This window comes from Rhizobium sp. NXC24 (assembly GCF_002944315.1).
Lineage (GTDB): Bacteria > Pseudomonadota > Alphaproteobacteria > Rhizobiales > Rhizobiaceae > Rhizobium.
Genome location: NZ_CP024314.1, coordinates 1,174,893 through 1,186,773, shown reverse-complemented (window position 1 = coordinate 1,186,773; position 11,881 = coordinate 1,174,893). Strand labels below are relative to the sequence as shown.

General features: G+C 59.7%; 11 protein-coding genes. 2 read left to right on the top strand and 9 right to left on the bottom strand.

The genetic code is table 11. From position 1 onward, the window contains the following. Positions 1–10: 10 nt before the first annotated feature. The 4 genes from NXC24_RS29530 to NXC24_RS29515 form a co-directional block, all read right to left on the bottom strand. A complete protein-coding gene (locus tag NXC24_RS29530) occupies positions 11–1,441 on the bottom strand; it encodes a PLP-dependent aminotransferase family protein (protein WP_104826900.1) in 1,431 nt (476 codons plus the stop codon). A gap of 145 nt (positions 1,442–1,586) precedes the next feature. Beyond that, positions 1,587–2,966, bottom strand: a complete 1,380-nt coding sequence (locus NXC24_RS29525) for an aspartate aminotransferase family protein (protein WP_104826899.1) — start codon at positions 2,964–2,966, stop codon at positions 1,587–1,589. A 38-nt stretch (positions 2,967–3,004) separates the two neighbouring features. Next, on the bottom strand, positions 3,005–4,501 hold the full coding sequence (locus tag NXC24_RS29520; RefSeq protein WP_104826898.1) for an NAD-dependent succinate-semialdehyde dehydrogenase: 1,497 nt from the start codon (positions 4,499–4,501) through the stop codon (positions 3,005–3,007). Between the two features lie 121 nt (positions 4,502–4,622). Next, a complete protein-coding gene (locus NXC24_RS29515) occupies positions 4,623–5,114 on the bottom strand; it encodes an Lrp/AsnC family transcriptional regulator (RefSeq protein WP_104826897.1) in 492 nt (163 codons plus the stop codon). Between the two features lie 245 nt (positions 5,115–5,359). On the opposite strand from NXC24_RS29515, the gene NXC24_RS29510 reads away from it, so the two are divergent. Together NXC24_RS29510 and NXC24_RS29505 are read left to right on the top strand one after the other, a co-directional pair. Continuing rightward, positions 5,360–6,028 (top strand): isoprenylcysteine carboxylmethyltransferase family protein, encoded by a 669-nt coding sequence (locus NXC24_RS29510; RefSeq protein ID WP_104826896.1) that lies wholly within the window; start codon positions 5,360–5,362, stop codon positions 6,026–6,028. 245 nt (positions 6,029–6,273) lie between these two features. Beyond that, the gene (locus NXC24_RS29505; RefSeq protein ID WP_158704577.1) at positions 6,274–7,767 is read left to right on the top strand and encodes a hypothetical protein; all 1,494 of its coding nucleotides are present in this window, start codon (positions 6,274–6,276) and stop codon (positions 7,765–7,767) included. 71 nt (positions 7,768–7,838) lie between these two features. Here NXC24_RS29505 and copC read toward each other — a convergent pair whose 3' ends face one another. From copC to NXC24_RS29480, 5 genes are all read right to left on the bottom strand, one after another. Then, positions 7,839–8,207: a copper homeostasis periplasmic binding protein CopC gene (gene copC / locus NXC24_RS29500; RefSeq protein WP_104826894.1), complete on the bottom strand. Its 369-nt coding sequence runs from the start codon at positions 8,205–8,207 to the stop codon at positions 7,839–7,841. Between the two features lie 294 nt (positions 8,208–8,501). Further along, positions 8,502–8,918: a hypothetical protein gene (locus tag NXC24_RS29495; RefSeq protein WP_104826893.1), complete on the bottom strand. Its 417-nt coding sequence runs from the start codon at positions 8,916–8,918 to the stop codon at positions 8,502–8,504. Positions 8,919–8,983: 65 nt separating this feature from the next. After that, on the bottom strand, positions 8,984–10,042 hold the full coding sequence (gene ugpC / locus NXC24_RS29490) for a sn-glycerol-3-phosphate ABC transporter ATP-binding protein UgpC (RefSeq protein WP_104826892.1): 1,059 nt from the start codon (positions 10,040–10,042) through the stop codon (positions 8,984–8,986). Between the two features lie 4 nt (positions 10,043–10,046). Next, positions 10,047–10,877, bottom strand: coding sequence for a carbohydrate ABC transporter permease (locus NXC24_RS29485; RefSeq protein WP_104826891.1), 831 nt, complete (start codon positions 10,875–10,877; stop codon positions 10,047–10,049). Positions 10,878–10,880: 3 nt separating this feature from the next. Then, entirely contained in the window at positions 10,881–11,816 is a 936-nt protein-coding gene (locus NXC24_RS29480) for a sugar ABC transporter permease (protein WP_104827901.1), read from the bottom strand. Positions 11,817–11,881: the final 65 nt, after the last annotated feature.

Below are 11,881 nucleotides of genomic sequence, written 5' to 3'. Positions count from 1 at the left end.
AACCGCTGGTTTATGCGATCGATCCCACGTCGAAAATCGGCGGCAGTTGTTCGAAGGCACCGCGGACCGTTTCAAGCGCAGAGCGAAGCGCCGAGTGTGACAGGCGGCCGCCAAGACAGATGCGAATTCCGCCGACCGGCCGTTCTCCGCCAGCGACAAATGGATCTGATGGCGTGACCGCAACACCCTTGCTGGCGAGAACGCGAACAAGTCCTTCCTCCGTCCAGCGCTCGGGAACCGACAACCAAGCGCATAGGGAGAGAGGATGGCTGCCGGAGACAAATGGACCCAGCACGTCCGATACGATCGCTTGTCTCGCCTGGGCCTCGCTTCTCTGGACTGCGATCAGCGCGTTGGCGGTACCATTCAGTACCCAGCGCGATGCCATCTCCGCGACGACATTGGTGGCACTCCATCCCGTAACGCGCAGGATTGATGCAACGCGAATGGAATAGTGAGCCGGAACGACGAGATAGCCGATGCGCAGGCCGGTCATTACCGATTTCGTAAAGCTCGTGACGAAGAAGCCGAGCTCGGGCAGCAGGTCCGGCATGGAGGGAAGGGGATCGCGCAGCATCGGCTTGTAGACTTCGTCCTCGATGACGAAAACACCATGCCGGCGCGCAATGTTGGCAATGGCATGACGACGCTCCGCACCCATGACATGGCTAGTTGGGTTGTTGAGCGAGGGAACGATGACCAGGGCCGATACGTCGCCGACTGCGCAGGCGGCTTCGAAGGCTCCCGGCAAGATGCCTTCACGATCGGTCGGAAGACCGCGCAGCGTAAAGCCCAGCACGTTGGCAAGGCCGATAATGCCGTGATCCGTCAGGTTCTCGGTCAGGACGACCTCGCCGGGCCGCACCACCGAGGCCACCGCCAGGAAAAGACCATGAGCGGCACCGTTGGTGATCAGGATGCGCTCGGGATCGGCATCGACGGATAGGCGCGCCAGCCAGGTCTGCGCCGCGGTACGATGGGCATCCAAGCCGGCGATCGGCCGGCACGGGCGCATGAAACTGCTGTTGTCGCTTTCGGCCAGCGCCTGCATCAGCTCGCGCGCCGATCGCTCATGCGCTTCGGTATAGACGGCGCGGATGATGGAAAGGTCGGCGCTGCCGCTCGGGTCGCGGTCGAGCATGAAGCTGTCGGCGCGCTCGGTGATGCGGCTGCGCACGAAAGTTCCGCGACCCACTTCGCCGCGCAGATAGCCGCGCCGCTCGGCCTCCTTGTAGCTGATGCTCACGGTCTGCACCGAAATCCCCAGCGCATGGGCGAGATCGCGATGTGTCGGCATCCGCGTATGAACCGGCAGGATGCCTTCATCGATATCGGAAATGATCTTGTCGGTGAGCAGCTTATGTTTGGTCACGCCCTTGCGGTGCTGAAGGACGGGCTTCCAGACATCGTTGCGCTGGCCTTTTGAATCATGACGAAGCATGGATTGATCCGGTACAATTGCTGGATATCCATGTACACCATTCAATGCGGCATGGCGATGGCCAAGCCGATAGGCTCAGTCCATTGTCAACAACGGACTGAACGATCTTCGTTTGAGCTGCCTCTATTGTCGGCCGCGCACTACGTCAGAGATTTGAAAATACGCTTCTGATCGCATCCGCCGTGGCCCTGACCACTATGTCGGCTTCGTCGCGCGTCAGGCACAAAGGCGGCGCGAAGCCGAGAATGTCGCCCTGCGGCATGGCACGGCCGATTACCCCACGCTCCAGCAGAGCTGCCGCCACCTGGGGGCCTATCTTCTTTGCGTGATCGAAGAATTTGCGATCGTCCCGATCTTCGACGAATTCGACCGCCGCCATGAGCCCATCGCCACGGACCTCGCCGACATGCTTGTGCTCGCCGACAGCCTTGGCAAGCTCCGACCTGAAGTAGGCACCTGTCGAACCGGCATTCTCCACGATGCCGAGTTCATCGATCAGTTCGAGATTGGCGATGCCGGCCGCCGCACAGATCGGGTGGGCGGAATAGGTCCAGCCGTGGCCGATGGCGCCGAGCTGATCGGACCCTTGTACGAGCACCTGCCACATCTTGTCCGAGACGATGCTGCCGGACAGCGGCGCATAGGCCGAGGTCAAGCCCTTTGCGATCGTAATCAGATCCGGCTTCATGCCGTAGTAGTCCGCGCCGAACATCGTTCCAAGCCGACCGAAACCGGTGACGACCTCGTCGGCGACGAGCAGGATGTCGTATTTGTCGAGAACGGCCTGGATCTTCTGCCAATAGGCCTTCGGCGGCGGAACGATGCCGCCGGTGCCGAGGATCGGTTCACCGATGAAGGCGGCGACCGTTTCCGGACCTTCGGCCAGGATCATCTCCTCGAGCTTGTCGGCACAATATTGGGCGAACTGTTCCTCATTCATCGAGCGATCGGCGCGGCGAAAAAAATAGGGTGCTTCGGTGTGAAGAATAGGGTCGCGCGGCAGATCGAAGGCCTTATGGAAGAGTTCGAGGCCGGTAAGGCTGCCGGTCATGACGCCTGATCCATGATAACCGCGCCAGCGCGAAATAATCTTCTTCTTTTCCGGCCGGCCGAGGATGTTGTTGTAATACCAGATGAGCTTGATGTTCGTCTCGTTGGCGTCCGAGCCGGAGAGGCCGAAATAGACGCGGCTCATGCCTTTCGGCGCCCGGTCGATGATCATCTTGGAAAGCGTGATCGATGCTTCCGTTCCATGCCCGACATAGGCGTGATAATAGGCGAGGTTCTTCGCCTGTTCGGCGATGGCGTCAGCGATTTTCTGCCGGCCATAACCGACATTGACGCAGTAGAGACCGGCAAAGGCATCGAGGCTCTTCTTGCCGTTGATGTCGGTAATGTAGACGCCTTCGCCACCGCCGATGACGCGGGTCGGGGTTTCGCCGCGCGCATGCATTCCCATATGGGTCGAGGGATGAAAGAAGTGATCCCTGTCCCACGCATTCAGTTCGTTCCGCTTGTCCAACATGATATTTTCCTTTGCTGAAAGTGGGGTGGGGTCGCCCGTCAGGCTGCGGTGTCGATGCAGAGATATTTGAGCTCGGTGAAAGCCTCGATGCCGTGGCGCGAGCCTTCCCGGCCGAGACCGGATTGCTTCCAGCCGCCGAAGGGAACCGGTCCGCCGGTGATCTTCACGCGATTGATCGCAACCATCCCGTAATCAAGCGCCCGGCCGAGGCGCATCTGGCGCGCGCCGTTTTGCGTCACGACATAGGCGACGAGGCCGTATTCGCTATCATTGGCGCGAGCGACGACTTCGGCCTCGGTATCGAATGAACTCACCGCTGCGACGGGTCCGAATGTCTCCTCATGCATGATCAGTGCGTCGGGGGATGGATCGACAAGCAGTGTCGGTTCGAAAAAGAGTGTTCCCGCCGCGTGGCGCTTTCCGCCGATGGCAAGCCTTGCGCCGCGTTTCAGCGCGTCGGCCACATGTTCCTCGACTTTCGCCACAGCGCGCTCGTGCATCAGCGGACCGATGTGGACCGCGTCCGTCAGTCCGTCACCGACCTTAAGGGCCGCTATCCGCTTGGCAAAAGCTGCGACGAAGGGCTCCATGATCGAGCGCTGCACGAAAATGCGATTGGCAGCCAGACAATCCTGGCCGGAGGTCGCAAATTTGGCATTGATGGCGATGTCCACGGCACGATCGAGATCGGCGTCGTCAAAGATGATAAGGGGCGCATGCCCGCCGAGCTCCATCACCAGGCGCTTCATGGTCGCAGCACATTGGCCGGCAATCAGTTTGCCGATGCCCGTCGAGCCGGTAAAGCTCAGTGCTCGCACCCGAGCATCCTCGCAGAGAGCTCCGACGATCGTCGCAGCATTGCCGGTGACGACGTTGAAGACGCCAGCGGGAAGGCCGGCACGCTCTCCGAGTTCGGCAAGCGCAAGCGCCGACAGCGGCGTCTCGGAGGATGGATGGGCAACGACAGTGCATCCGGCAGCAAGGGCTGCCGCAGCCTTGCGCGTGACCATGGCCGAGGGAAAGTTCCACGGTGTCACGATGCCGGCGACGCCCAATGCCTCCCTGCGCACGATCATTTCCGTGTCCGGCAGATGGCTAGTGACGCTTTCGGCGTTGATGCGCTTGGCTTCCTCCGCATACCATTCGATGAAGCTCGCAGCATAGTCGATCTCGCCGCGAGATTCGGCGAGCGGCTTACCCTGTTCCAGCGTCATGATCAGCGCCAGATCGTCCTTGGCGGCGAGCATCAGCTCATACCACCGGTGCAGGATCGATGCGCGCTGCTGCGGCAGAAGCGAGCGCCAGGCTGAGAAGGCATTCGCCGCGGCATCGATCGCCTCGAATGTCTCACTCCTGCTGAGGCTAGAGACCCAGGCGAGCGTGGTGCCGGAGGCGGGATCGGCGACGTTGAAGCTCGCGGCGGTCTTGCCGGCGACCCAGCGGCCGCCGACATAGGAAAGATCCCGCAGCAGATGCCGGTCGTTCAGTCGTGACAGGGCTTCATGATAGGCGGGACGGGCGCGCACTGCGGTCATCGGCAAACCTCTCTTTTTCAGGTGCCGCAATGGTCTCACGGAGCGCCGCGAGACATTGTCCATTGATCGCCGCTGAAAGAGAGGAAGGGTCTAAAGAGACGCGCAGTCGTAGAGAGATTCTCTATTCGTCGTGAAGTTCGGTGGAAAGGAGATCGGCGATCGGAAGCAGGGTCTCCTCCTTCACGGTCTTTGTCACGATATAGGTAAAATAGCGCTCGATGCCGAGATCGCGATCCAAAAGGCCATCGATCAGGCGCTGATAGGCATCAATATTGGGCGTCATGATCTTCAGAATGTAATCAACGCCGCCGCCGACGGACCAGCAGGCGATGATTTCCGGAATGGAAGAGACTGCTCGCTCAAAGCGCTCGAAGTCGCTCTGGCGATGGTTGGCGAGAGTGAGTTCGACCATAACCCTTGCAACCGGCGCGAGCCGACGCGGTGCCAGATGGGCATGATAGCCGGTAATGATCCCGGCCTTCTCGAGCTTGCGCAGACGAAGCCAGCATGGCGTCGGCGAAAGTCCTACCTTTTCGGCGAGCGCGAGCTTGGTGATGCGGCCATCGCGTTGAATGGCATCCAAAATGCGCAAATCGATTGCATCAAGTTTCATTTGGAAAACTGCGTGTGAATTAGCTGACTGTTCGACCAATGACATTCGAAACCGGGGCTGACAAGCGCATATCGGGGATTGGGCTTTCGGGGGAGTTGCAGCAACAGGAGGGCGGGCGCATCGTCTGAGGAACAATATCAACGTGAAATGGATTTTATTCATCGGTCAAAGAGCACTGTCGCAAGACGCGCGCTTGCATTCAAGGTGTGCCAGACTTTCGTGCTCACGTTTTTCTGGAGTGTGCAATGGCGATCTATTTGCTCCAACTCCTGGCCTGGTCGGTCTTCATCGCGGCCCTGATCCTATGGCCGGCGGGCACGCTGGCTTTTCCGGGCGCCTGGGTTGTGATCGCATTCTTCCTGCTCGGCGGCTTGGCGATGATCCTTTGGCTGTCGAAGCACAGCCCGCGCCTGTTGCGTGAACGTATGGCATCTCCGCTGCAACGGGATCAAAAGCCATGGGATCGCGTCTGGTTGATGTTTTTCGTTTTGGCCTTCTTAGGCTGGATATCCTTCATGGGTTGGGACGCGGCTCGGACGGGCTTTCGAGCGGTACCGCCATGGCTGCAGGTGCTTGGCGGGTTCGGCATGGTGGTCAACATGCTCGGTACCTGGTGGACGTTTCGCGAAAACGCCTTCGCTGCGCCGGTGGTGAAGATCCAGAAGGATCAGAAGGTGATCGATACCGGACCCTACGCCATTGTTCGTCACCCTATGTATGCGAGCGCGTTGTTTTTCCTTATTGGCATGCCGCTATTGCTTGGTTCCTGGCTGGGCCTCGCATTCTCCGTGATATTCATTTTCGGTATCGCCTGGCGAGCGGTGCATGAGGAGCGTGCTCTAACTGCCGAACTGAGCGGCTATCAAGCCTATGCGGCCCGCGTGCGATATCGGCTCATTCCTTTCGTCTGGTAGAACCCGTATCCCAAGCGTGGCCGCGCCGATCAGTGTGACTGCCCTGCCACTATGCCAAGCCTTAACGCCGAGTTTAGCAAGTTCGCGCTATAGTCGCGTCATAACTCCCTCGGGCATTGGTACGTTTTACATGATCTATGGTGCAGCGACGGCGACACCTCAGCCGCCATGTTGGGCGGTAACAGGGGCAGCCGAACATGAGTAGCGCGACGGACACGGCCGGCTTCAGTTCGACGACGTCGTCGGTGCTGCGGATTGCGCTGATCCAGAGTGCCGTGGTCTTCTTGGTGGCGGCGGTGTGGCAGCAGCGATGGGGAACCATCGTCGACACGAGCTGGCTCATTACAATGACTGAGCGGGTACTCAATGGAGAGCGGCTCTATGTCGATGTAATCGACAGCAATCCGCCGTTTTCGATCTGGCTTTTCCTGCCGGCGATCATAGCGTCGAGATGGGCAGGGATCGCCCCCGAAATCGGTATCTATCTTTACACCTGCCTCGCAGTGGTCGTGGGTCTGGGTTTATCAGCCTTAATCATCCGGCGGGCGGGCTTTGCCGAAAATCACGCTCTGCTTCGGCTGCTACCTCTCTTCGTCACACTTTTCACGATTTTTCCCGGCAATACCTTCACCGAGAGAGATCACGTCGGCACGGTGCTGTTTCTGCCCTTGTTGGCGCTCATGGCATTGCGGGCCGACACCACGCGTCGTGTCGCACCCGGTATCGCCCTGATTGTCGGCGCCGGGCTTTGCGGCAGTATTCTTGTTCTGGTGAAGGCCTACTATGTCGTGGCTTACATCGTGCCCGCGCTCTATGTGGCCTGGCGGCGGCGAAACCCGTGGCTACTTCTGGCGCCCGAGAACTGCATCATCGGCATTGTCGGTGTCGCCTATATCGCGCTCGTTTTTTTGCTGACGCCCGAATTTATGCGAGATCTCCTCCCGCAGGTAGCGGATGTCTACATGAAGATAGGTGATCCGGTCAGGGTCGCACTGAGCTGTGGGCCGTCGTACCTGTTGATTTTGCTTCTGTTCCGGATTGTTGCACCCAAGGCACCAGTGACGCCGCTTTGCGCAGTGACGCTTCTGGCTTCACTCGCTGCCGTCGCGCCGTTGCTCTATCAGGGTAAGGGGTGGGCCTACCATGCTTTCGCTGCGATCTCGCTGGCCCTTGTTGCTGTGCTTTGTAGGGTCGCAGCGTCTTCCGGCTGGCGTTACAACCGTGAAACGCTCGGACGTGGCATTCTTTGTGTCATTGTCGTCATGTTTGCATGGCTGCCGTTTTTACAGACGGAGAAGCCGAGCGACGCTTTCGTCGCGGCAGTGAAAGCGGCATCGAAGGGAGAGCCGACGCTCGGCGTCATCGGCAGCGACATCGCCGCTGCCCATCCGCTCGCCAGGATTGTCGGGGCCCGCTTTTTGTCTGCCAATAACAGCGACTGGTTCGGCGCCCTTGCGTATGTTCTGGCTCGGAAGGCGTCAGCAAAAGGAGAGGTGGCGGATGCCGCTCGCTACCAGAAGCGATCGGATGCTTATCTGGACACCAAATATGCCGAGTTCGCCAGCCACAGCTACGATCTGATCGTCATCCAGCAGGACGAGCCGCTTTGGACCGATTACGTGCTTGGTCAAGCACGTTTTGCCGCGCTGCTTTCCGCATATCATCCCATTGCTAGGGATGAGCGGTTTACGGTCTATGGCCGCGCCGCTCCTGCCGACCAGAGTTCAATTGCTCGGTGAGCGATCCAGAACCTTTTTGGCCAGCAGAAAGGATTGCGCGCCCCAGATAAGTTGCCGCCGTATCGGTAGGCTTATGGCGCGATGGTGAAGGTATAGGTCCCTTCGGTCTTATGGCCGTCGGCTGAAAGGGCATGCCACTCCACAGTGTACTTGCCAGCCGTCAGCTTGTCAGTAACCGGCACCATCAGTGTGGTGTCCCCGTTCATCAGCATGGTTTCACCAGTCTTCACCGCCATCTTCTCCGGACCGGTAACCTTCACCCCGCTGAACTTGAGGTTTAGTCCTTCGGTGAAAGTAAGATCGAGTTCCGAAGGTGCCTGCTTCACCGTGCTGTCAGCGGCGGGAACGGCGGACTTAAGGTGGGCATGGGCGAATGCCTGGCCGGCAAATGCAATGCTGGCTGCGACGGTGATAAAAGCAAGCTTCTTCATCATGGGCATGTTGGTCTTCCTTCTTTGTTGGTAATCGACAGTTTCTGTGGAGTGGTTTTCCGAGACCGGTGCCGGTCGCGGCAGATATCATATCGTGGTAGAGCGATACGCTGCGGGGAGGAGCGGCCATTCCGGTCGCAGCCTTATGCGGATGTGCACGCGCGTTTGGGATGCCGAGGCAGCCCGTTTCGCGTCGCGATGTTCAGCATGGAGGCAATCTGCCCGCAGCCGGCACGATCAGTTCTCGTGCATGGTCCGGCCGCCGTTGACGACAAGCGTCACGGCTTGTGCCGCAACGCAGGCTCAAGCAGTGATCTGGAGGATGGGCGGAGCGCGGGGGCCGGTATTCGGCGGATAGAGCTGGCGATGGAAAGCTTCGGCTCTTGGCGCGAGCACATCCTGATCGGAAGAGGCAAGACGTTCGCAGACATCCGTCGGCGGCGCGGGAAGCAGGACTGCCGTGGCGATCCGGCATGCTTCGCATCCCGGCGCATGTGTCTTGCTGTGTTCCTTACCGTCGGTGCCCTTGTAGGTGACGCAAAGGATCGGCAGGGTCCCGTCCGGCAACCGGTATTGCACCAGCTTCGCAGGGGTGAGCTCATCGGCATCGGAAATCGGCGGCTGATGGGCGAAGCCGACAAGCACCAGCGCGAGGGCGCACATGATGCGCACCATCCACTGTGTTGTGCAGAAGTGCTTCTTCCCCACGGCCGTCCTCATCCCTCTAGCGCGCAACCTTTAGGATGTTCGGCGCGCAAGCTCAATGCGGCAATTTGCTGCCATTGTTATCCCGCGCGTTTTCCGTCGCTATCGAAGACATGCAGATGCTGCGGCGGGAATATCACATTTACCGTCGGCCCCGCCTTCAGCACATCGCGATTGAGCGTGAAGACCTTGAATGGCAGACCATGAAGCGAAAGGTGGAGAATGATGCCGAAACCGGTCGGCTCGATAAGCTCCACATCGGCGCTGATGCCGGAGTCGTCCGAGGACAAAATCACGTGCTCCGGCCGGATGCCGAGCGTCACTTTGGCGCCGTCCGGCAGGTTCGGCGCTGCCGAAAGTGGAACAACCGTTCCGTCCTTGAGCCTAACACCGCCGGTTTCATAGGTCGCGTCGAGGAAATTCATCCCCGGAGAACCGATGAAGCCGGCAACGAAGAGATTGGCGGGACGGTCGTATAGCTCGAGCGGACTGCCGACCTGCTGAACCACGCCGCCATGCATGGCAACAATCCGGTCCGCCAGCGTCATCGCCTCGATCTGATCATGCGTCACATAAATTGAGGTCGCCTTCAGGTCGCCATGTAGTTTCTTGATTTCGGCCCGCATCTGTTCGCGCAGGCGCGCGTCGAGGTTCGAAAGCGGCTCGTCGAAGAGGAAGGCCTTCGGCTGGCGCACGATGGCGCGACCCATGGCGACGCGTTGGCGCTGGCCGCCCGAAAGCGCCTTTGGGCGGCGTTCGAGCAATGGGTCAAGCCCGAGCTTCGAGGCCGCACCCGCGACGGCACGCGAAATCTTGTCTTTCGCGATCTTCCGGAGCTTCAGGCTGTAGCTCATGTTGCCGGCGACATTCATGTGGGGATAGAGCGCATAGGATTGGAACACCATGGCGATGTCGCGGTCTTTCGGATGCAGCTCGTTGACCCGGTTGTCCGCAATGCGGATCTCGCCGCCGCTAATGTCTTCGAGGCCGGCGATCATCCTGAGCAATGTCGACTTGCCGCAGCCGGAGGGGCCGACGAGGACGACGAATTCGCCATCCTTGATCCTGAGGTCGATGTCGTGCAGCACCTGCACATGGCCATAGGCTTTCTTGACGTTCTGGATATCGATCGATGCCATTTGACTAACCCTTGACCGCGCCGGCCGTCAGGCCCTGCACGAGATAACGCTGAATGAGCAGGAAGAAGAGGCCGGCCGGAATAAGCGCCATCACGCCCGCCGCCATCATCTGCCCGAAATCCACGGAGAATTTCGAAACGAAGGTGAGAAGGCCTACGGGGAAGGTGGCTGCCTGATTGCCGTTGATGAGCATCAGCGCGAACAGCAGCTCGCTCCAGGCGGCCGTGAAGACGAAGCCGAGCGTCGCGGCAATGCCGGGCAGCGTCAGCGGCAGAATGATCTGCCGGAACGCGGTGAACTGCGTCGCGCCATCGATCATCGCCGCCTCCTCAAGGTCCTTCGGGATGCCGTCGAAGAAGGACTGCATCAGAAAGGTGGCAAAGGGCACGTTGAAAGCCGTGTAGACGATGACAAGTCCGGTCAGGCTGTTCGTGAGATGCAGCGGCGTCAGGATCTTGAAGATCGGCGCGACCAGCATGACCAGCGGAAACATCTGCGTCAGCAGCATCAAGGCCACGATCCAGTATTTGGCGCGGAAGGTGAAGCGCGAGAGCGCGTAGCCGGAGAGCGACGCGCAGACGGTCACCGCGACCGCCGTCGAAGCAGAGACGATCAGGCTGTTTTCAAAAAATGTCGGGAAATCGCTGTGTTGCAGCACGAAAGCATAGTGCTCCCATGTCGTGCGCGACGGCCACATGCGCACGCCTTCCGTATAGAGCAGGTCGTTTGGTGTGACCGAGACCTTCAACAGCCAGAAGAGTGGGAAGAGCGCAAAAACCACATAACAAAGGATTGCCAGGCGATGCGCGATGGTGGGGATGACGGATCGTCTCATGGCTCAATCCTTGTTCAGCAGGGTCTGCCGCAGCAGGATGATCAGCATGGAATAGGCAAGCAGCAGCAGGAGCAGGACGAGGGCAATGGCGGAGGCATAACCGAAATCCAGCCGCTTGAAGGCCTGGGTGAAGATATAGCTTGCGACGATCTGGGTGCGGTCGGCAGGTCCGCCGCCGGTCATGACGACGATCAAATCGGCGAAGTTTGAGATCCAGACCGTGCGCAGGAGCACCGTGATAGCAATAGTCGGAGCCAGGAATGGGAGCGTGATCGAGCGGAAGCGCTGGAACCAGCCTGCACCGTCGATCGAAGCTGCTTCATAAAGATCCCTGGGGATCGCCTGGAGAGCGGCCAGCAGCGTGATGGCGAAGAAGGGAATGCCCCACCAGACATTGGCGACGATCGGGCCCCACATCGCATATTGCGGATCGGAGAGAATGTTGCCGGGCTCCTTCATCAGGCCGAGGCCGAAGAGCCAGTGCGGGATAGGCCCGATCACGGGATTGAAGAGCCATGACCAGTTGAGGCCGGCAAGGAAGGAGGGGACCGCCCATGGCAGAAAAACCAGCGCCTGGACGATCGCCCTGCCGAAAAACGGCTTGTCCAGCAAGAGGGCAAGGATCAGCCCGAAGATGAACTGCAAAACCACCGAGGCGCCAGTCCACCAGAGCGTATTCTTCAGTGCCCAATAGAAGGCGGCATCCTTTGAAAGATCGCGGAAATGCTCCAGGCCGACAAAGCCGCCGGAAAACGGATTGAGCAGTTGAATATCCCGAAACGCATAGGAAATGCCGATCACCAGCGGCACCAGCATGACGGCGATAATGAGGATGAGCGCGGGAGCGCTGTAGAGATAGGGCTCCGAGGCATCGGCAAAGCGCTTCAGCCACGGCCTGCGGTCGTGACGCCTGTCGAGCGTGTCGGCGGTCATGGTCATCGGCCAATGTTCCCATTCGCGGCGTTCGGACGCCGTCTGTGTCATGTGCGGAAAGCGGCGGCGGA

Coding starts and splice junctions, on each gene's coding strand:
- NXC24_RS29530 (WP_104826900.1), bottom strand. CDS start 1,441: ATGCTTCGTCATGATTCAAAAGGCCAGCGCAACGATGTCTGGAAGCCC.
- NXC24_RS29525 (WP_104826899.1), bottom strand. CDS start 2,966: ATGTTGGACAAGCGGAACGAACTGAATGCGTGGGACAGGGATCACTTC.
- NXC24_RS29520 (WP_104826898.1), bottom strand. CDS start 4,501: ATGACCGCAGTGCGCGCCCGTCCCGCCTATCATGAAGCCCTGTCACGA.
- NXC24_RS29515 (WP_104826897.1), bottom strand. CDS start 5,114: ATGAAACTTGATGCAATCGATTTGCGCATTTTGGATGCCATTCAACGC.
- NXC24_RS29510 (WP_104826896.1), top strand. CDS start 5,360: ATGGCGATCTATTTGCTCCAACTCCTGGCCTGGTCGGTCTTCATCGCG.
- copC (WP_104826894.1), bottom strand. CDS start 8,207: ATGCCCATGATGAAGAAGCTTGCTTTTATCACCGTCGCAGCCAGCATT.
- NXC24_RS29495 (WP_104826893.1), bottom strand. CDS start 8,918: ATGAGGACGGCCGTGGGGAAGAAGCACTTCTGCACAACACAGTGGATG.
- ugpC (WP_104826892.1), bottom strand. CDS start 10,042: ATGGCATCGATCGATATCCAGAACGTCAAGAAAGCCTATGGCCATGTG.
- NXC24_RS29485 (WP_104826891.1), bottom strand. CDS start 10,877: ATGAGACGATCCGTCATCCCCACCATCGCGCATCGCCTGGCAATCCTT.
- NXC24_RS29480 (WP_104827901.1), bottom strand. CDS start 11,816: ATGACCATGACCGCCGACACGCTCGACAGGCGTCACGACCGCAGGCCG.